This is a genomic window from Halocynthiibacter sp. C4 (genome assembly GCF_028823805.1).
GTDB classification, from domain to species: Bacteria; Pseudomonadota; Alphaproteobacteria; order Rhodobacterales; family Rhodobacteraceae; genus Falsihalocynthiibacter; species Falsihalocynthiibacter halioticoli.
The window spans coordinates 917,181-936,686 of record NZ_JAPEIE010000001.1; the positions used below are offsets into that span (position 1 = coordinate 917,181).

15 protein-coding genes and 1 tRNA gene are annotated in these 19,506 nt (G+C 53.8%); 10 read left to right on the forward strand and 6 right to left on the reverse strand.

Annotated elements, in window-relative coordinates; translation table 11 throughout:
* The first annotated feature begins 70 nt into the window (after positions 1-70).
* The 3 genes from OU789_RS04530 to OU789_RS04540 all read left to right on the forward strand — a co-directional run bounded on the left by OU789_RS04530 (position 71) and on the right by OU789_RS04540 (position 3,271).
* A complete protein-coding gene (locus OU789_RS04530; RefSeq protein WP_274653695.1) occupies positions 71-1,993 on the forward strand; it encodes a multiheme c-type cytochrome in 1,923 nt (640 codons plus the stop codon).
* A 225-nt stretch (positions 1,994-2,218) separates the two neighbouring features.
* On the forward strand, positions 2,219-2,533 hold the full coding sequence (locus OU789_RS04535) for a hypothetical protein (protein ID WP_263953626.1): 315 nt from the start codon (positions 2,219-2,221) through the stop codon (positions 2,531-2,533).
* Between the two features lie 129 nt (positions 2,534-2,662).
* Entirely contained in the window at positions 2,663-3,271 is a 609-nt protein-coding gene (locus tag OU789_RS04540; RefSeq protein WP_274653697.1) for a hypothetical protein, read from the forward strand.
* Here the strand turns inward: OU789_RS04540 and OU789_RS04545 are convergent.
* The 4 genes from OU789_RS04545 to OU789_RS04560 form a co-directional block, all read right to left on the reverse strand.
* Positions 3,257-3,949 carry a rhomboid family intramembrane serine protease gene (locus OU789_RS04545; protein ID WP_263953624.1) on the reverse strand — a complete coding sequence of 231 codons (693 nt, stop codon included), beginning with the start codon at positions 3,947-3,949 and terminating at the stop codon, positions 3,257-3,259. The two genes, OU789_RS04540 and OU789_RS04545, sit on opposite strands and share 15 nt — an antisense overlap.
* Positions 3,950-4,094: 145 nt before the next feature.
* A complete protein-coding gene (locus tag OU789_RS04550; RefSeq protein WP_274653699.1) occupies positions 4,095-5,600 on the reverse strand; it encodes an aldehyde dehydrogenase (NADP(+)) in 1,506 nt (501 codons plus the stop codon).
* A gap of 105 nt (positions 5,601-5,705) precedes the next feature.
* The gene (locus OU789_RS04555) at positions 5,706-6,455 is read right to left on the reverse strand and encodes a FadR/GntR family transcriptional regulator (protein ID WP_274653701.1); all 750 of its coding nucleotides are present in this window, start codon (positions 6,453-6,455) and stop codon (positions 5,706-5,708) included.
* 226 nt (positions 6,456-6,681) lie between these two features.
* Positions 6,682-6,756 (reverse strand) — tRNA-Gly (locus tag OU789_RS04560).
* 131 nt (positions 6,757-6,887) lie between these two features.
* On the opposite strand from OU789_RS04560, the gene OU789_RS04565 reads away from it, so the two are divergent.
* Entirely contained in the window at positions 6,888-7,043 is a 156-nt protein-coding gene (locus tag OU789_RS04565; protein ID WP_274653702.1) for a hypothetical protein, read from the forward strand.
* Between the two features lie 93 nt (positions 7,044-7,136).
* Here OU789_RS04565 and pyc read toward each other — a convergent pair whose 3' ends face one another.
* A complete protein-coding gene (gene pyc / locus OU789_RS04570; protein ID WP_274653704.1) occupies positions 7,137-10,577 on the reverse strand; it encodes a pyruvate carboxylase in 3,441 nt (1,146 codons plus the stop codon).
* A gap of 285 nt (positions 10,578-10,862) precedes the next feature.
* Here pyc and OU789_RS04575 point away from each other — a divergent pair, with 285 nt between their 5' ends.
* Positions 10,863-13,301: an ATP-dependent helicase gene (locus OU789_RS04575; RefSeq protein ID WP_274653706.1), complete on the forward strand. Its 2,439-nt coding sequence runs from the start codon at positions 10,863-10,865 to the stop codon at positions 13,299-13,301.
* A gap of 356 nt (positions 13,302-13,657) precedes the next feature.
* On the opposite strand, the gene OU789_RS04580 is transcribed toward OU789_RS04575, so the two are convergent.
* Entirely contained in the window at positions 13,658-13,873 is a 216-nt protein-coding gene (locus OU789_RS04580) for a DUF1127 domain-containing protein (protein WP_263953618.1), read from the reverse strand.
* 253 nt (positions 13,874-14,126) lie between these two features.
* Between OU789_RS04580 and OU789_RS04585 the strand changes: the two genes are divergently transcribed.
* From OU789_RS04585 to OU789_RS04605, 5 genes are all read left to right on the forward strand, one after another.
* Complete coding sequence (locus OU789_RS04585; protein WP_263953617.1) at positions 14,127-15,221, forward strand: Mrp/NBP35 family ATP-binding protein; 1,095 nt, start codon at positions 14,127-14,129, stop codon at positions 15,219-15,221.
* Between the two features lie 626 nt (positions 15,222-15,847).
* On the forward strand, positions 15,848-16,348 hold the full coding sequence (gene mraZ / locus OU789_RS04590; RefSeq protein WP_263953616.1) for a division/cell wall cluster transcriptional repressor MraZ: 501 nt from the start codon (positions 15,848-15,850) through the stop codon (positions 16,346-16,348).
* 4 nt (positions 16,349-16,352) lie between these two features.
* Positions 16,353-17,345 carry a 16S rRNA (cytosine(1402)-N(4))-methyltransferase RsmH gene (rsmH, locus tag OU789_RS04595; protein ID WP_274653710.1) on the forward strand — a complete coding sequence of 331 codons (993 nt, stop codon included), beginning with the start codon at positions 16,353-16,355 and terminating at the stop codon, positions 17,343-17,345.
* The gene (ftsL, locus tag OU789_RS04600; RefSeq protein WP_263953614.1) at positions 17,345-17,707 is read left to right on the forward strand and encodes a cell division protein FtsL; all 363 of its coding nucleotides are present in this window, start codon (positions 17,345-17,347) and stop codon (positions 17,705-17,707) included. The genes rsmH and ftsL overlap by 1 nt, the downstream gene beginning before the upstream one ends.
* Positions 17,704-19,488 carry a peptidoglycan D,D-transpeptidase FtsI family protein gene (locus tag OU789_RS04605; RefSeq protein ID WP_263953613.1) on the forward strand — a complete coding sequence of 595 codons (1,785 nt, stop codon included), beginning with the start codon at positions 17,704-17,706 and terminating at the stop codon, positions 19,486-19,488. Before ftsL ends, OU789_RS04605 begins: the two co-directional genes overlap by 4 nt.
* Positions 19,489-19,506: the final 18 nt, after the last annotated feature.

Sequence of the window (19,506 nt, forward strand, 5' to 3'; positions counted from 1 at the left end):
GGGAGCAGATTGATTTGATTGTATTCTTTATGGGAGCGACACCTTGATACTTCGCCAAGTTTTAACGGCAATGACTTTTCTTGCCGCCGGCACGGCCACCATGGCGCAGAGCCAAACTCAGAACTTGGACGAAATTGCAAAAGGATACGTCGGCACAGAAACTTGCGCGACCTGTCATGAAGATGAAAGCCTTGTATGGGAAGAGTCGCACCATGCGTTGGCTTGGACAGAGGCAACAGAAGAGAACGTTCTTGGCAATTTTGATGGCGCAGAATTTGTGCATGAAGGTGTCGCGACGCGATTTGACCGTGAAGGGCAGGCGTTTGTAATTCATGTCACAGAAGAGGACGGAAGCAAAAAACGGTTTGAAGTCCATTCCGTAGCGGGAATTGCGCCGTTGCAGCAGTATCTCATCGAGACAGAGCCCGGAAAGCTCCAAAGTTTTGACGTGGTTTGGGATGTGGAGCGTGAGGAATGGTATCACCTTTATCCGGATCAACATCTTCCGCCCGATGACGGTTTGCATTGGACCGGTCCATATAAGAATTGGAACGCGAGATGTGCGGAATGTCATGCCACAGGCTTTCGCAAAAACTACGATAGCGTATCGCAAAGCTACGCTTCAGATCAGGTCGAGATCGGCGTTGGCTGCGAAGCATGTCATGGGCCGGGGCGCGATCATGTGGAGTGGGCAGAAAACGGAGCAAAGGAAGATGGGCAGGGGTCTTATTTTTCGATGAACTTCGCCGAGGCCGGTGCGGAGGGTGAGATACAGCAATGTGCAGGGTGCCACTCGCGTCGCGAGGCGCAGCTTGACGGAAACCCTTTGCCAGGCACGCCATATCACGACGCATATGCGCTCTCATTGTTGCGGCCCGGTATGTACCATCCAGACGGACAAATTCGCGATGAGGTCTATGTTTACGGCTCATTCCTACAGTCGAAAATGTACGAAAAAGGTGTGCAATGCAGCAATTGCCATGATCCGCACTCTGTCCAATTGAAAGCCGAAGGCAATGCAGTTTGTACGCAATGTCACTCGCCCGCGGGTAATCCGGAATTTACGAGCCTGACTCAGAAAGACTACGATACAGCGGATCACCATTTCCATCCCGAAGGGAGCGAAGGGGCGCAGTGTAAATCCTGTCACATGATTGAGCGGGACTACATGGGGATCGACGGGCGTCGGGATCATAGTTTCAGAATTCCACGTCCTGATCTTGCAGCCGCGTCGGGATCGCCTGATGCATGTACTGATTGTCATGATGACCGCTCTCCGGAATGGGCTGCCGAAGAGATCGCTGCATGGTACCCCGACAGCGTTCACCGTGGGTCGCATTACGGGACTGTTTTCGCCAAAGGTTTTGCAGACCCCGTGAGCGCGCGTTCTGAGCTTGTGTCTCTTGCAACATCTGAAGGCGAGGCAAGCATCGTCCGAGCCACGGCGCTTTGGTTACTTGAGGCCGCGGCCGACGAAGATCTAGCGGAAACGCTAGCGCCTTTGTTATCGCATCCTGATCCGCTGATCCGCTCTGCCGCGATCCGTCCGCAGTCTGGCGCGAACCCGCAAGAGAGTGTCCTGCGTTTGGTCGAATTGTTGGGCGATCCTGTCCGGCTTGTACGCACAGAGACGGTAAAATCTCTATTGAGCGCACCTGTTGCGCGTTTCCCAGAGGCCATCGCTTCGAATTTCCAACGGGCAATGGGAGAATGGCGAGAAAGTTTGAGCAATCGGACTGATTTTCCTGAAACGCATCTTGTGCTCGGTGGCGCTGCGCTTGGTATGCGAAATTTGCCTGCAGCCACGGAGGCATTCAGAACAGTGGTGCAACTCGACCCGCAGCGTGAAGATGCATGGAGCATGCTTGTGCGGATCAAAGCGGCTGAAGGCGATATGGCCGGCGCACTTTCTGTTGTGACGGAGGCGCGTAGCAAACTACCCGAAAGCGAATTCCTGCTTCAGATGGAACAGGAGTTGAAGGAACTGCAGTAATCTTCGGCCTCTACTTATGTATCGTCCGAATGTAAAAAGCTCCGATGCTTAATGCATCAGAGCTTTCAACTACGCTGCAATTCCCACTCACGGAAAATTAGCTTGGAAGGGTAGTGGAACGACTATGCGTGTTCACAAAAAATTGTCAACACGAGAAAGTTGCCAAAGTTGCTAAGCAGAAAATTTGAGTGTAATCTTATTTTTAAGCAAGTACAGGAGCGAGCGATGGATCAGTTTAGAGCATTTTTTCAGTTGCGAAGCATTCTGTTGGAGATGGAGCAGGATCTCGGTCTCGACAAGCTTGCCCAATCAGAAATTGATATTTTTCTAGCCGCACGAAGCTTGACGGAAAATGAAGGTGATGTTGTCGCATCCGATCAAATCCGCAATCACAGCCTTACGAAATCTATCGCCCAAGCAACCTATCATCGTTCTTTGCGGTCACTCCTTGAGAAGGGAATGATTAAAAAAGCAGCAGGTTCAAAGTCGAAATCCTACGTCGTGAATATGAATCCAGAGATTGTTCTGAAAAACGCGTAAAATCACGGATACTTTACTTTATCCATTGATCGGAAATTATCCTTCGTTCAAGCTTCGTTAGACGATCAAGCGTTCGTAGGCGTGACTACCGCCAGCTGCTTGTTCGTGCACATGGGACGGAGCATTGGAATGGGTGACCTAAGCAGAGCGGTATATAAATCTTCCGCTCCATTTCTGTTAATAATCATTCTGTATATTTTTGCGCATGGAATTGTTGCGCTCGTTATCGCGCCGATTCAGGCGATCTATTTCCCTGAAATCACCGTCTTTGCATGTTTTCTGTACTTGCCTCACGGTATTCGTGTCTTGGCCGCGTTGTTCTACGGGTGGCCGTCTGTCATTGCCTTGTTTGCTGGAAATATCATCGCGGCCTATGTTTTCTCGACTGACCCGCAAAATCTCTTGTTGGACGGGCTCGTTTTCGCAACTGCGTTCGCCGCATCGCTCACGGGCGTTCTTGCGTTCGAGTTTATGCGGCTCTTTGGTATGAACCTATATGCAGGGCGTGGAACGCCGATCAATTGGAAATTGATTCTTGTTGTTGGTGCCATCTCGTCGGTTATCAACTCGGTGTTCCAAAGCCTTCTGTTGTCCGGCGTAATCATTCCGGGAGATGGGCTTTTGGTGTTCTTTGCAGTATTTATTGGCGATATTCTTGGCGTCGCGGTTCTAATGTTTGTATTGATGCTGGGGTTCCGCTGGTATCGGATGCGAGAGGAAGCATCAAAACTTTCGTGAGGCTTCAAAGCGGCGGCGCGCTCTGTTTTGCGCTAGGCGCAGAAGAACTGGGCCCATAAGAATTCCTGCGATGAAGCCACCCAAATGCGCTTCCCATGCTAAAGCCCCCTGAAGCACCAAGGCGATTAAAATATTCGCAACCACCAAGCCGACGCAGGTTGAAAATACAGGCTTTAGCGACTGGCCTGTGCGACGAAGCTTTGCAGCTTCGAAGAATTGCCACGCACCAAGGAAACCGAAAACTGCACCAGAAGCGCCAAGCATCGGTGCGTTCGATGAGTTGATCAGGCCAAACACAATACCGCCCCCAATCGCAGAAACGGCAAATAATCCGATAACTGGCCACGGTCCCGAAAGCGAGGAGAGGAACTTGCCAAGCGAGAGCAGCACAACTGTGTTCATCAACAAATGAAACATCCCGCCGTGCAAAAACGCGTGACTGAGAAACATCGTCACAGGCTGTGCGTCAAAAGCGGGAAGCAATTCACCTGACAAAAGAGGCGACCAAAATGCACCATAGATAACCATCGTCGCGCGCCAGTCAGGACTTCCGATGATTCCGCGATCAGCAAGTGAAAGTACCACCTCTATCGCCGCCATAATCCCGACCAACGCCCAAATTTGGAAAGGAACGTCACTTACGCGTTGATTTGTCGGGGGCTGGTTTGATGCGGACATAATTTTCTCGGTCTATGGAGGTCTTATTGCAACTTAGTACCTAATTGCGAAAAGAGAACCGCTTTACGAGAAAGTAAGAGAAATTAAACCCAATACAAAAAAGGGCCCCGAAGATCGGAGCCCTTTGTATGAGATTTCGCTGGCTTTAGACCAAATCGTCGGGAAGCACCGAAGTCGGGATCGCCTGATAGCAAACAGGGCGCAGGAAACGGCGAATGGAGAGTGTTCCCACCGAAGTTGCACCGAAGTTTGTGGATGCAGGGTAGGGGCCGCCGTGAACCATCGTGTCGCTGACCTCAACACCTGTTGGGAAGCCATTGGCCAGAAGCCGTCCGGCTTTGCGCTCGATGATAGGCATAAGAGCGCGGGCATCGTCTGCATCTGCGTCATCCATGTGGATGGTGCAGGTTAGCTGGCCTTGGAGGGAGCGGGCAATTTCCCGAGCTTGCTCCTGATCTTTAACCGTAACAACCATGCCAAGCGGTCCGAACACTTCCTCGCCGAGTTCTTCGTTCTTTAGCCATTCTTCGGCAGTCGTTGCGAAAAGGTAAGGTGTCGCGCTGCGTAGATCGCATGTAGACGTCAGGACTTCCTGAACACCGGCGGTGCCTTGGATCCGGTCGCGGCCGGAGTAATAGGCGGAGGCAATACCTTCGGTGAGCATTGTCTGTGCAGGAACTTCGCCGAGCGCTTCGGTTGCAGCAGCAACGAAGGCTTCTGCTTCCTTGCCTTCTTTAACGATTGCAATGCCAGGGTTTGTACAGAACTGACCAGCGCCCATTGTGAGCGACGCGGCCCAGCCCTTGCCGATGTCTGCGCCGCGAGAGGCGAGAGCACCATCAAGGATGAACATTGGATTAACCGAACCCAGTTCGCCAAAGAATGGGATTGGGTTTGGACGTGCGGCGCAAAGATCAAAGAGCGCACGACCACCGCCAAGCGAGCCAGTAAAGCCAACAGCGTTGATAAGTGGGTGCTGCACTACGGCTTGACCAACTGCACGGTTACCGCCTTGGATTTGCGAGAATACACCTGGGTGAATGCCGCAGGTTTTGATGGCTTTATCAATTGCCTGTGCAACAAGATCCGACACGCCAGGATGCGCAGAGTGACCTTTGACGACCACAGGGCAGCCCGCAGCCAGAGCCGCAGCAGTATCACCGCCAGCTGTTGAGAAAGCGAGTGGGAAGTTGGAAGCGCCAAATACAGCTACAGGGCCGATTGGGCGCTGCATCATCCGCAAGTCAGGGCGGGGCAGAGGCGCGCGATCAGGAAGGGCTTCATCAAAGCGGCGATCAAGGTAGTCACCTTTTTCGATGTGATCTGCGAAGAGGTTCAACTGGCCTGTTGTTCGGCCGCGTTCCCCAACGAGGCGGGCCTCTGGAAGACCTGTTTCCTTAGTGCCCATCGCTGTGATCTCGTCGCCAAGGGCGTCGATTTCCTTGGCGATTTCACGAAGAAAAGCAGCACGCTCGGCGCGTGTGGAGTAACCATAGCTCCAGAAAGCTTCTTCGGCGGCAATACAGGCTTGATCGACAAGTTCGACTGTTCCTACCGCAAATTCGTCGGCTTCGCCGCTTGCGGGTTCGTTCGTAAAGGTGTTTGGGCCGCCGATCCATTCACCGGCGATCAGATGGGTTCCTTTGAGCATTTTGGTATCCTTACAGGGCCTAGTTGGATTGTTGGACAAACACTAGGTCAGCGCGTGGTGAGTGTCTAGCGCCTATTGGCGATTCCGGCGGATTCTTGCAATGAATTAAGCGACGCCAGCGGTTTCGGGGTTGGTTAGGCCAAGACGACCAGCGGCGGCCTTTACGTGTCTGGCCATTGCCTCGCGAGCCGCTGTTGGGTTTTGTGCCCTGACAGCTTCAAGAACAGCGAGATGTTCAGATACGGAAATCTCAAGCAGGTCGTCTTTGCCATAGACGCGTTCTGTCTTGCGTGTTGTGTCGGCGAGGCGTCCGGAAATGTAGTCGACAAAGCCAGCGAGATAACTGTTTCCTGTTGCTTGCCCGAGGAGGCGATGAAAGCGAGCGTCTGACTGTAGGCGCAGCTCATCGAACACTTTGCTTTCGGCCATAACGTTCATTGTCTCATCGAGTTGGGCAAGATCACCATCGCTTCGGCGAAGTGCAGCAATTCCGGCAACGTCTATTTCAAGGATGGCCCTTAGCTCAAACAATTGCGCAAGAGCGTTTTCCTCGGGCATGTTTTGTGTGTCCACCCGAAAGGTCGCGCGCTCGGAAATCGGTTTGATCACCGCACCGCGGCCTTGCTTTGTCGCAATAACCCCATCCGAGCGAAGGCGTGCAATCGCCTCACGAACGACATTCCGACTCACGCCGAATCTTTGCGCCAACATTATTTCGGTTGGGAGACAATCTCCTGGTTTGAGTATGCCAGACTGGACCTTTGCCAAGATATCAGAAGCAATAATGTCGGGCAGATAGCCTTTGCGCTCGATCTGTCCGAAATGAGCTTCGATTTTTGACTGGTCTAGTTTCATGCGCCCGACTCCTTTTCCCGCCTGATTGAGGCGCGTATGCGGCTTTAGGCGGGGAGGTGATGTCCTACAATCTGACAATAAAGAGCCAGAAAGCGAATGCAACGGTAAAGAAAAGGGAGTTTTGCTTGGAAAACGCGATCACAAGCCCGTGAATCACAAGAGCCGCCATCACATATGTGAGAGCGGCTCTTCCGTGATATCCGTGGGTGGCGGATAATTAACCAATTGGAGCGGGCGAGGCGATTCGAACGCCCGACCCTAACCTTGGCAAGGTTATGCTCTACCCCTGAGCTACGCCCGCGCCGTTTGGTGAGGCCTGATTTATAGCGAACATCTGGGGGCTGCAAGAGGGAAATCGCATAAAAAGAAATTTTTTTGTGACGGATTTCTGAAGTCGGTTCGTATTAGATTCAGGAACACAGGAGAGGACAGATGAAACACCTTGAACAGACCCACAGAGAAACTGGTTTGGCCCGCGCTATTTGTCACGCGCGCGTTCAATGGCCACGCGGAACTTCGACCTTTCGGATCATGAGCCTGACGGTGATGATCGTCGCGGCGATGTGTTTGAGTCAGGTTAACGTGTAACGAGAGTCTCAATGAAAAACCCGCCACAGTTGCCTGCGGCGGGCATTGTAGAGTTTGGCCTCATCTAACAAGGGGCCGCATTTTCAGATCAGCTTATTCCAGCTCGACAAGCAAATCCTTGGCATCGATTTGGCCGCCTGGTGCTACATGCACGGCTTTCACAACCGCATCACGCTCGGCATGAATGCCGGTCTCCATTTTCATCGCTTCGATCGTGAGAAGGAGATCGCCTTCGTGAACTTTTTGTCCAACGGTTGCCGCCAGTGAGGCCACAACACCTGGCATTGGTGCGCCGATGTGGTTTGCGTTGCCATCTTCGGCTTTCGGCCGTGCAGCAGTTTGCGACTTCACAAGGCGGTTTGGAACGCGGATCACACGTGGCTGGCCGTTAAGCTCAAAGAAAACCTTAACGTCGCCGTCCTCACCTGTTTCACCTACGGCTTGCAAACGAATCTCGAGCGTTTTGCCTGGATCGATTTCAGCAGTGATCTCTTCGCCCGGCTCCATGCCATAGAAGAATGTACGTGTCGGAAGCGCGCGGACCGGACCATAGGTACGGTGGCGGCCCATGTAATCGAGGAACACCTTGGGATACATAAGGTAACCGTTCAGGTCTTCGTCATCGACGACAAATCCATCAAGCTCTTCTGAAACTTTTGCACGCACGGCCTCAAGGTCGATCGGTTCCATCGAGGCGCCAGGGCGCTCAACGCTTGGCTTTTCGCCTTTGAGGATTTTGGCTTGAATTGCTTCTGGGAAACCACCTGGAGGTTGGCCGAGGTTCCCGCGCATCATGTCCACCACACTATCAGGGAAGGAGAGATCAACTTCCGGATCTTCCACCTCATCGCGTGTTAGCCCTTGGCTCACCATCATAAGTGCCATGTCGCCAACAACTTTGGAGCTTGGTGTCACTTTGACGATATCGCCGAACATCTGGTTCACGTCGGAATATGTCTGGGCGACCTCGTGCCAGCGCTCTTCAAGGCCTAGGCTGCGCGCCTGCGCCTTGAGGTTGGTAAACTGACCGCCTGGCATTTCGTGAAGGTAAACTTCGGATGCCGGAGCGGCGAGGCCACTTTCAAAAGCAGCGTATTGCGCGCGTACACCTTCCCAGTAATTGGAAACCTCGCGGATTGCGCCGATATCAAGGCCGGTGTCGCGCTCTGTGTGGCGCAGGGCTTCGACAACGGAACCGAGACATGGCTGGCTTGTGCCGCCAGAGAAGGCATCCATCGCCGCATCAACTGCATCAACGCCAGCTTCTGCCGCCGCAAGAATAGTTGCGCCCGCGATGCCGGACGTGTCGTGTGTATGGAAATGGATCGGAAGGCCCACTTCTTCTTTAAGCGACTTGATGAGAAGCCCCGCCGCGGATGGCTTGAGCAGACCGGACATATCCTTGAGGCCAAGCACATGCGCGCCTGCGGCCTTCAGGTCTTTACCCATTTCAACGTAATACTTGAGGTCGTATTTCGCTCGGTTCGGGTCAAGGATGTCGCCCGTGTAGCAAATCGTGCCTTCACAGACCTTATTGGCCTCGATGACCGCATCCATGGCAACGCGCATGTTTTCAACCCAGTTAAGGCTGTCAAAAACGCGGAACACGTCAACACCGGTGATCGCCGCTTGTTTGACGAACGATTGCACGACGTTGTCAGGATAGTTTGTATAGCCAACGCCGTTGCTGGCGCGCAGGAGCATTTGGGTCATCACATTCGGCATGGCCGCGCGCAGATCGCGGAGGCGCTGCCATGGGCATTCCTGCAAGAAGCGATAGGCGACATCAAAGGTCGCGCCGCCCCAGCATTCAACCGAGAACAGATCGCCAAGGTTCGACGCATAGCTTGGCGCAACCTTGATCATGTCAATCGAACGCATACGCGTAGCAAGAAGGCTCTGGTGCCCGTCGCGCATGGTTGTATCGGTCAGCAGAAGCTTTTTCTGGGCTGCCATCCAATCCGCAACGGCCTGTGGTCCCTCGGCTTCAAGCAGATTGCGCGTGCCGTTCTTTGGCGCACCGATTGGGGCTGGAGGAACGGGTGCGTGGAGATCATCCGCAGGAGCCGGACGGTCCGCCGTTTCAGGGTGCCCGTTAACCGTAATATCCGCAACATAAGTGAGGATTTTGGTCGCACGGTCGCGGCGCTTTTTGAAGTCAAAGAGGTCCGGCGTCTCGTCGATGAACTTGGTTGTATACGTGTTGTCGAGGAATGTTGGATGCTTCAGTAGGTTCTCGACAAAAGCGATGTTGGTGCTGACGCCACGAATACGGAACTCTCGCAACGCGCGGTCCATACGTGCGATCGCGGCTTCAGGAGTTGGGCCTTTCGCCGTAACCTTCACGAGGAGGGAGTCATAATAGCGTGTAATCACCCCGCCCGAATAAGCTGTACCACCGTCAAGACGAATGCCCATGCCTGTGGCCGAACGATAGGCTGTAATGCGGCCGTAGTCGGGGATGAAGTTGTTTTGCGGGTCTTCGGTTGTCACGCGGCACTGTAGCGCGTGGCCGGTGAGGTGAATGTCGTCTTGACTGGCTTTACCGGTGGCTTCCTGAATGGATTTGCCTTCGGAGATCAGGATTTGAGCCTGAACGATATCAATGCCGGTGACTTCTTCGGTAACAGTGTGTTCAACCTGTACGCGCGGGTTCACCTCGATGAAATAAAACTGCCCGTCGTCCATATCCATTAGGAATTCGACGGTACCTGCGCATTGATAGTTCACATGGGCGCAAATCTTGCGGCCCAATTCACAGACCTCTGCGCGCTGTTCCTCAGAGAGATAAGGGGCAGGGGCGCGCTCAACGACCTTCTGGTTGCGGCGCTGAACCGAGCAATCACGCTCATATAGGTGATACATGCCACCGTTCTGGTCTCCCAGAATCTGCACTTCAACGTGACGGGCGCGTTGGATCATCTTCTCCAGATAGCCTTCGCCATTCCCAAATGCGGCTTCGGCCTCACGACGCCCCTCAAGAACCTTTTCCTCAACCTCGTCGTCGCCGAAAATCGGGCGCATACCACGGCCACCGCCGCCCCAGCTCGCTTTGAGCATGAGCGGGTAGCCGATTTCTGCGGCTTCTTTGCGGATCGAGTCCATGTCGTCGCCCAAAACCTCGGTGGCGGGAATAACAGGAACGCCGGCCTCGATCGCCACGCGGCGCGCACTGGCTTTGTCGCCAAGGGCACGCATTGTTTCGGCCTTGGGGCCAATAAACGTAATGCCCGCAGCTTCGCAGGCGTCTACGAAATCGGGGTTTTCAGAGAGGAGGCCATATCCCGGGTGGATCGCGTCTGCGCCGGACATCTTGGCGACGCGGATGATCTCTTCGATGCTCAAGTAGGCGGCAACTGGCCCCATACCTTCGCCAATACGATAGGCTTCGTCCGCTTTGAAGCGATGCAAGCCGAGCTTGTCTTCTTCGGCATAGACCGCGACCGTTTTCTTTCCCATTTCGTTTGCGGCACGCATGATACGAATGGCAATCTCACCGCGGTTGGCGATAAGAATCTTTTTGAAATCTGACATATGGTTTCCCCGATAGCTCTGGGGCATCTTTTATGAGGAAATCTTGCATTCGTAAAGGTTTCTTCGCAATTGCAGCAAGAATTTAGGTCAGCAAAACTGTCCATTTATTGCTGCAGCGGTCAATTTTTGTTCGCTGGATTGAGGTGAGCATCCGGCTTTGGTGGGCGGAATTGGCAAATTGGGTCACAATGAATGACCTAATTACTCCGAAGTTTTGCGTGATTGTTGCAGAACATTTTATGAACACCTCTTTCCCTCTGATAAGGAGTTGGGTAGATTGCCGGTATGAGCACATTTGACGATAACGAGCCTCTAGACGCCCCGTCGCGCGTCCCCCTTTCGCAGCGCGCTATGCCAAAGCCACAGGTGGCTTATCTTGATGGTTTGAACCCTGCGCAGCGGCAAGCAGTCGAGCATTTAGACGGTCCGGTCCTTATGCTTGCAGGGGCCGGAACAGGTAAAACCAAGGCGCTAACCAGCCGCGTCGTGCATCTCGTAAATACGGGTCGCGCCGCGCCGCGCGATATTCTTGCAGTGACTTTTACTAATAAGGCCGCGCGAGAAATGAAGAACCGGATCGAGGTGATGCTGGATGGTCGTGGCGTTGGGATGCAGTGGCTCGGAACATTTCATGCGATTTGCGTAAAGCTCCTTCGCCGTCACGCGGAACTGGTTGGCCTCAAAAGCAACTTTACGATTTTAGATACGGACGACCAAATCCGCCTTCTTAAACAGTTGCTTTCGGCGGCGAATATCGATGAAAAACGCTGGCCCGCGCGACAGCTTGCTCACATCATAGACAGCTGGAAGAACCGTGCGTGGCTTCCGGAAACTGTGCCCTCGGCAGAAACCGGTGCTTTTGATCACAAGGGCATCGAGCTTTATGCCCAGTATCAAGAGCGCTTGAAAACGTTAAACGCTTGTGATTTTGGCGATTTGCTTTTGCATATGGTCACGATTTATCAGAAACACCCTGATGTTTTGGAGCTATATCAACAGTCGTTTAAATATATCCTTGTGGACGAGTATCAGGACACGAACGTCGCGCAATATCTCTGGCTGCGTTTGCTCGCGGGCGGGCATAAAAACATCTGTTGCGTGGGTGATGACGATCAGTCGATCTATGGCTGGCGCGGCGCCGAGGTCGGAAATATTCTGCGGTTCGAAAAGGACTTTCCCGGAGCATTTGTTGTTCGTCTCGAGCAAAACTATCGCTCCACGCCGCATATCCTTGCTGCCGCATCGGGCGTGATATCGGGCAATAAGGGCCGATTGGGCAAAGAGCTTTGGACAGAACGAACTGACGGCGAGAAGGTTCGTCTCATCGGTCATTGGGATGGCGAAGCGGAAGCGCGCTGGATCAGCGAAGAGATTGAAAGCCTTCAGCGCGGACGGCATGGAGAGCTGGGTGAAAGCCTAGAGGATATTGCGATTCTCGTGCGTGCAAGCCACCAAATGCGGGCATTTGAAGAACGATTTCTTACCATTGGTTTGCCGTATCGTGTGATTGGCGGGCCTCGGTTCTATGAGCGCCTCGAGATTCGGGATGCAATGGCCTATTTCCGCATTGTTGTGAGTCCGGATGATGATTTGGCGTTCGAGCGTATCGTAAACACGCCTAAACGGGGTCTTGGAAAGGTTGCAATACAGAAGATGCACGCTGCGGGGCGTGATCACGGCGTCTCAATGCTCGAAGGCGCACGCATATTGATCGAGACGAAAGGTATTGGTGGCAAGGGCGGCAAGGAACTTGCGCAGCTGATTGAGAATATCGACAGGTGGTCCGAGCTTGCGAGCGGACGCCGCCGAGTGGTTGACCTGTTTGAAGTCAGTGACGATGTGATTGAGGAAGAGGTAGTTCAAGAAATCCCTGAATCCTCACGGACTTCTCACATTGAACTTGCCGAGATGATTTTGGATGAAAGCGGCTATACCGGTTTCTGGAAGAATGAAAAAACGCCCGAAGCGCCGGGGCGGCTTGAGAACCTCAAAGAATTGGTTAAGGCCCTAAATGATTTCGAGAATTTGCAAGGGTTCCTCGAACACGTCGCGCTTATTATGGATAATGAGAGCGAAGAAGCTGAGGAGAAGGTCACGATCATGACCCTCCATGCAGCAAAGGGTTTGGAGTTCCCGAATGTGTTTCTTCCTGGGTGGGAGGACGGGCTTTTCCCGAGCCAGCGTTCAATGGATGAAAGTGGCTTGAAAGGTTTGGAAGAGGAACGCCGCCTTGCCTATGTGGGGATCACGCGGGCGGAGCGCCTTTGTACGATAACCTTTGCAGCCAATCGCTTTGTGTTCGGCCAATGGCAAACGTCTTTGCCAAGTAGGTTTATTGACGAATTGCCTGAAGATCATGTGGATGTACTAACGCCGCCAGGGCTATACGGCGGTGGTTTCGGTGCCGCAGCAACACCAGCGGCGATGGAGCAACGCGCGACCAAAGCAGATGTTTACAACTCCCCCGGCTGGAGGCGCATGCAGCAACGCGCGAACGAGCGTCCCATTAGCCAGCCGCGCGAAAGCCGCAACATCACAATCGACGCAACTGCGGTGAGTTCCTTTACGATTGAGGACCGGATATTTCATCAGAAGTTCGGCTATGGAACAGTTGTAGAGATCGAAGGCGATAAGCTTGGTATCTCATTCGACAAAGCCGGAGACAAAAAAGTTGTGGCAAAGTTTGTCGTTCCTGCTGACAAGGCGGATGATGTGCCGTTTTAGGCGGCCAAGTCTTGCGAGAGAAATCCAACCCCTGAAAAAGAAAAAACGGTGATGCCCGGGAGGAGGTGGGCATCACCGTCCTTTTGTTGCGTCCAGCCTCAGGGAGGAGGAGAGAGGCTTTTCGCGTTCGCCGGATCTCAGGGAGGAGGAGAGAGATCCTTCGAATATGTTGGAGCTAGGCTCCGGTATTACGACCGTAAACACAGGGAGGAGGAGAGTGTTTTCCGGTCTTGAGCGTCCGGCCTAGGGAGGAGGAGAAGGCCTTTCGCTATATGTGCGGTGACCTCTGGGAGGAGGTAGAAATCACCGCTCTTTCGTCAGACCCAGGGAGGAGGAGAGGGTCCGAGTAAGAATTCTTAGGCGCCGTATGCCGCTTCGAGGGCAACGCGTTTGATCATCGAACGGTTCAGGCCGAGGTCTGCCAGTTCACGGGCAGAAAGAGCCTCGAGCTCATTCAATGTGTTGCGGTACGTTTTGTACTGCGCGAATTTCTCAACCAGCGCTTTGTAAGCTGCTGTGATGCGAACTTGGATGCCAGCTTCTGCGGCGCGGATGTCTGTTGCAAATGCCATTGGCTTGCTCCATTTGAAGTTTTGTCTGCGCCGGATTGCGCTAACAACGATCAAAATAAGGGTTTGCTGCGAATGCACAATCCCGCTCATCGTCAATGCCGCTATGCAGAAAATGCATAAGTAAGGCTGACCTAAGGTAATTTTGCCGTGACTCGAAAATCTTTATTTTAAAGGGCGAATTAACGCACCCCCTTGTGTCTGGCGCGCAAGAGGAGGATTTAGAGAAGCGGAATTTAACAAAAGGACATGTTACATGGCTGTTACAAAAGAGGCTGTCCAAGAGGTTTTGGCGGGAATCACTACGCCGGACGGAAGCACATTGGGCGCGCGCGATTTGGTTCGCGCGATCATGGTGAAGGATGGGGCGGTCCAGTTTGTCATCGAAACCACGTCCGCTGATGAGGCGCGAATGCTGGCTGGCGTCCGTGATGCAGCCGAGGTCGCCGTAAAGTCATTGCCGGGTGTGACCTCTGTCTCTGCGGTTCTGACCGCACATGGCCCAAAGGCGCCGCAGAAGCCTGCTGCACCTTCAGATGGCCCTGCGCCTAGTCTTAAGATTGGCGGCCATCCAAAGCCGCAAGCAGCGCCGATGAAGCCATCGGGTGTCGCGCGGATTATTGCGATCGGCTCGGGTAAGGGTGGCGTTGGGAAGTCTACTGTCTCAAGTAACCTCGCCGTTGCGCTCGCCAAGCAGGGGCGAAAAGTTGGCCTACTTGATGCAGATATATATGGACCGAGCCAGCCGCGAATGATGGGCGTTTCCAAGCGTCCGTCGTCGCCGGATGGCAAAACGATCATTCCGCTTCAAGCGCACGGTGTCACTATGATGTCGATTGGCTTGATGGTTGACCCAGATAAAGCGGTGGTTTGGCGCGGCCCGATGCTTATGGGTGCGTTGCAGCAGATGTTGGGGCAGGTGCAGTGGGGCGAGCTTGATATTCTTCTTGTCGACCTTCCGCCCGGAACTGGGGATGTGCAACTTACACTCTGCCAGAAATCAGAGCTGACCGGCGCGATTGTTGTGTCCACACCTCAGGATGTAGCGATGCTGGATGCCAAGAAAGCGCTCAATATGTTCTCGCAACTCAAAACGCCTGTTCTCGGGCTGATCGAGAACATGAGCACATATCATTGCCCCAACTGCGGGCATGAGGCGCATTTGTTCGGTCATGGCGGTGTCGCTGAAGAGGCGAAGAAGCTTGATGTGCCATTCCTTGGTGCGCTTCCTCTGGAACTTGATGTTCGCGTGGCCGGTGATAGCGGTACACCGATCGCCGCAGGTAATAGTCCTGCTGCAGAAGCCTACGCAGTTCTTGCTAAGCGATTGGTGGATGGCGGAATGGCCTAAACACGGGCGCTACTATCGACTACGGGAAATCGTGGGAATATCTCGGGCCTTGCCGTTTGGCGAGGCCTTTTCTATTCCGAATCACTCACCAAATTTGCGCGTATTTTGCCAACACATGAGCAGAAACTGGTGATTATCAGTGCGTTTTTACCTTAGGTATTGGTAATTATGGGAAATTGTGGGAAAAAATTTCCAGTAATTCGAGGGCACAATATTTAGTGTCTATTTGGGGCTCCTGTACTACTTGAGCCGTCTTTCAGTGAGGTGCTGGATATTTGATCTTGTTTTGTTCACGGTTCTGTTGTTGCGGGTTTAATGATTTCCCATAAAAAACACTTGATTGCCCATGCATTCCCATGCCATCCCTAATGCATAAGATGAGTACGGGATCAGGAGCAGATTAAGAACTCCGAATAAAACCCAAAAGTCAGGTTCATACAGGCACCCGTAATTCGTCAAATTTGAGATCCGGCGCGCGAGCGAGCAGACATCCCCCCAGGTGGCGCGTGCAGCTGGACTTTCCCGGAAACGGGACGAGGGCGGCGGATCGAGTAGTGGCAGCTAGCTCGATCCGCCGTTTCCATTTCGGGCCAATCAGCCCGCAGGTTAGAGGAGCTACGGCGACAGTGGCTAGAACGTTCCGAGGCGAAAGCGTCCACAAGGTGGATGCCAAGGGCAGGGTCTCTATCCCCGCTCTGTTTCGCCGTGTTCTAGAAGCTGGTGATCCGGATTGGCAGGCAGGTCAGGCGCCACGCGTTGTGATTGTCTATGGTGATTACCGCCGCCAGCAGCTCGAATGTTTTACTCAAGAAGCCATCGAAGAAGTTGACGCGCAAATCGCGAAACTTCCACGTGGCTCCAAGCGGCGCCAAGCGCTGCAGCGTCTTTATAGTGCGCAGGCCTTCCCGACTTCGGTTGATGAAACTGGCCGCCTCGTATTGCCCGCTAAACTTCGTAAAAAGATCGGGCTTCAGGGTGAAGCGTATTTCGTCGGTAACGGCGACACATTTGAAATCTGGTCTCCTGAAACCTATGAAATCATGGTGGATGAAGGCCTTGAGGGAGACGAGGACTTCGACCCTGATGCTGATCCAAGCATCTACCTCGACGGCATAGGCGAGGACTAAGCTTATGTCCGCTGCCACGGCCCCCAAGAAACCACACATTCCTGTTCTTCTGCGTCCCTTGCTGAAGGCTGTTGCGCCGATTTCTGGTGCATGGCTCGACGGGACATTTGGTGCGGGCGGCTATACGCGCGCTCTTTTGGATGCCGGAGCCGAGGTCGTGTATGGGGTTGATCGTGATCCAGCGGTCTTTGATATGGCGGCTGTCTGGGCGGATGACTACGGCGCGCGGCTAAAGCTGGTTCAGAACACGTTTTCCAATCTAGATGAGGTCGCAACGGAGCTTGATGGGGTCGTGCTCGACCTTGGTGTGAGTTCTATGCAGCTTGACCAGCCGGATCGCGGCTTTTCGTTTATGAAGGACGGACCGCTTGATATGCGGATGAGTCAGGCCGGCCCTTCTGCAGCGGATCTGGTGAACAGTGCCTCCGAAGCCGAACTTGCCGATATTTTGTTTCAGTATGGAGAGGAGCGCGCAAGCCGTCGCATTGCTAAAGCCATTGTTGCTGCGCGCACTACAGAGCCATTCACAACCACGCTCGCGCTTGCCGATCTAATCGAAAAGACGCTGGGCAAAGGAAAACCGGGCCAGAGCCACCCCGCGACACGCAGCTTTCAAGCGCTTCGGATTGCGGTGAATGACGAATTTGGCCAATTGATCGAAGGGCTTGAAGCCGCAGAGCGCGCCTTGAAGCCCGGCGGCAAGCTTGCCGTGGTGAGCTTCCATTCGCTTGAAGATCGTATCGTCAAGAAATTCCTTCAAGCGAGATCAAGCACCGGCGGGCAGGGCAACCGTTACGCGCCGACCACAGAGATTATCGAGCCGGCCTTCAAGCTCACGCCGCGCAAGGGCATTGGCCCAGACATCGAAGAACTGGCTGAAAACCCACGATCCAGAAGCGCTATTTTGCGCGTCGCAACCCGAACCGAGGCTCCCGCGAGTGGTGCGGGCCGGAGCGGGCTGGGATTACCAAAACTTGTAACCGGAGTACGGAAGTAATGCGTACTTTTTTGTATATTTCATCAATGTTTCTTGTCCTGACGGTCGCATTCTGGGCCTACAACGAGAATTACAAAACGCAGGATGTGTTGAAAGAGATCGCGCACCTTCAATCCGAGATTGGCGTAAAGCGCGAGCGTCTTGGCATGCTTGAAGCGGAATGGGCCTATTTGAACCGCCCAGAGCGCCTTCGTGAATTGGCCGAGATCAACTTTGATAGCCTCGGTCTGCTTCCGTTTCTGCCAACGCAGTTTGGCAAGATCGATCAGGTTGCTTTTCCCGCAGCGGACCTTGAGGACGAGTTGGGCCCGATTACCTCTTCAATCGAGGTAATTGGAAGCTTGGAAGGAGAGGGCCAATGATGCGCACGCCTCTTCGTCCACTCGCCCGCATTCTCGCTGCGCGTGAAAAAGGCGAGAACCCAGACCATATCGAGCGTGAAAACATTCGCCTTCGCCACGAAGAACTGCGCGATAAAGCGCGCCGTGGTTCCGAGGGTCGGTTGCTTTTGCTTGGTGGCTTTTTTGTCATTGCATTCGCGACTGTTGGCCTGCGAATGGGGCATCTAAGTGCGACGGAGCCGAGCGAGCCGAAGTCCATGACAATCGGTGCGGGCATCACTGCGCAGCGCGCGAATATCGTGGATCGTAAGGGCCGGATACTGGCGACGAACCTCTCGACCTATTCGCTCTATGCCAACCCGCAGAACATGATCGATAAGCATCGGGCAGCCAAAGAACTTGCGGCGATTTTTCCCGAGCTCAAGGAAGAACGGCTGATCAAGGATTTCACGGGTTCACGGAAATTCCTCTGGATTCGCAAGAAGTTATCGCCAGAGCAGATGCAAGCGGTTCATGAAATTGGCGATCCCGGGCTGGTATTCGGGCCGCGCGAAATGCGGCTTTATCCCAACGGGCGTTTGGCGGCGCATGTGTTGGGTGGTGCGAGTTTCGGTCGCGAGGGCGTGCATTCTGCCGAGGTGATCGGAACCGCAGGCGTTGAGAAATATTTTGACGAGTTTTTGCGTGACCCTGCAAATGGCGGTCAGCCACTAGAGCTTTCACTGGACCTCACAGTTCAAGCCGCGACCCGCGAGGTGCTTTACGGCGGCATGAAGCTGATGCAGGCCAAAGGTGCGACTGCGGTTTTGATGGACGCTTATTCCGGCGAGGTCGTCTCGATGGTGTCTTTGCCGGATTTCGATCCGAACAAACGCCCACGTGTTCTGACATCCGGCGATGCTTCCGATAGCCCGCTCTTTAACCGCGCGGTGCAGGGCGTTTATGAGCTTGGCTCAACATTCAAAATTTTTGCGACAGCACAGTCGCTTGATCTGGGCCTCGTCAATCCTGCGACGCTGATCAATACGCAGGGGCCATTGCGCTGGGGCAAGTTCAAGATTCGCGACTTCCACAATTACGGGCCGACGCTGTCTGTAACGGATATTATCGTTGAGTCCTCCAATATCGGTACTGCGCGTCTTGCAATGCAGATTGGCAGCGAGCGGCAGCGTGCGTTCCTCGATAAGCTTGGTTTTCTTGACGCCACGCCGGTTGAGCTAACCGAAGCGTCGGGCGCCAAACCGCTCTTGCCCAAGAACTGGAGCGAGCTGTCGGCAATGACAATTTCCTACGGCCACGGCCTTTCTGCGAGCCCACTTCACCTTGCAACGGCCTATGCGTCGCTTCTCAATGGCGGGCAAAAAGTTAAACCAACGTTGCTGAAACAAAAGGTAACGCCGCCGCTTGGTGAGCGTGTTGTGAGCTATGAGACATCCGTCGCATCGCGCGACATGTTGCGTCAGGTTGTTAAGCGCGGAACCGCCAGTTTCGGCGAAGTAGAAGGCTATGCCGTTGGCGGAAAAACCGGTTCTGCGGATAAACCAAAGCCGCGTGGCGGGTACTATGACGACAAGGTCATTGCCACCTTTGCCAGTGTTTTTCCGGCCCATAAACCAAAGTATGTGCTGATTGTGACGCTGGACGAGCCCTCTATCCACTCGATGGGTGAAACGCGACGCACTGCGGGGTGGACAGCTGTTCCTGTAGCTGCCGAGATCATCACTCGGATCGCGCCGCTTTTGGGGCTGAGACCAGAGATTGAACCCGACGCCATAGATGAGATAACACTGACCAGCAATTGATCCGTGAGCAGGTGGGGC

What these genes read in the sequence shown, in the direction of transcription:
- OU789_RS04530 (WP_274653695.1), top strand. Translation starts at nt 71, where the DNA reads ATGACTTTTCTTGCCGCCGGCACGGCCACCATGGCGCAGAGCCAAACT.
- OU789_RS04535 (WP_263953626.1), top strand. Translation starts at nt 2,219, where the DNA reads ATGGATCAGTTTAGAGCATTTTTTCAGTTGCGAAGCATTCTGTTGGAG.
- OU789_RS04540 (WP_274653697.1), top strand. Translation starts at nt 2,663, where the DNA reads ATGGGTGACCTAAGCAGAGCGGTATATAAATCTTCCGCTCCATTTCTG.
- OU789_RS04545 (WP_263953624.1), bottom strand. Translation starts at nt 3,949, where the DNA reads ATGTCCGCATCAAACCAGCCCCCGACAAATCAACGCGTAAGTGACGTT.
- OU789_RS04550 (WP_274653699.1), bottom strand. Translation starts at nt 5,600, where the DNA reads ATGCTCAAAGGAACCCATCTGATCGCCGGTGAATGGATCGGCGGCCCA.
- OU789_RS04555 (WP_274653701.1), bottom strand. Translation starts at nt 6,455, where the DNA reads ATGAAACTAGACCAGTCAAAAATCGAAGCTCATTTCGGACAGATCGAG.
- OU789_RS04565 (WP_274653702.1), top strand. Translation starts at nt 6,888, where the DNA reads ATGAAACACCTTGAACAGACCCACAGAGAAACTGGTTTGGCCCGCGCT.
- pyc (WP_274653704.1), bottom strand. Translation starts at nt 10,577, where the DNA reads ATGTCAGATTTCAAAAAGATTCTTATCGCCAACCGCGGTGAGATTGCC.
- OU789_RS04575 (WP_274653706.1), top strand. Translation starts at nt 10,863, where the DNA reads ATGAGCACATTTGACGATAACGAGCCTCTAGACGCCCCGTCGCGCGTC.
- OU789_RS04580 (WP_263953618.1), bottom strand. Translation starts at nt 13,873, where the DNA reads ATGGCATTTGCAACAGACATCCGCGCCGCAGAAGCTGGCATCCAAGTT.
- OU789_RS04585 (WP_263953617.1), top strand. Translation starts at nt 14,127, where the DNA reads ATGGCTGTTACAAAAGAGGCTGTCCAAGAGGTTTTGGCGGGAATCACT.
- rsmH (WP_274653710.1), top strand. Translation starts at nt 16,353, where the DNA reads ATGTCCGCTGCCACGGCCCCCAAGAAACCACACATTCCTGTTCTTCTG.
- ftsL (WP_263953614.1), top strand. Translation starts at nt 17,345, where the DNA reads ATGCGTACTTTTTTGTATATTTCATCAATGTTTCTTGTCCTGACGGTC.
- OU789_RS04605 (WP_263953613.1), top strand. Translation starts at nt 17,704, where the DNA reads ATGATGCGCACGCCTCTTCGTCCACTCGCCCGCATTCTCGCTGCGCGT.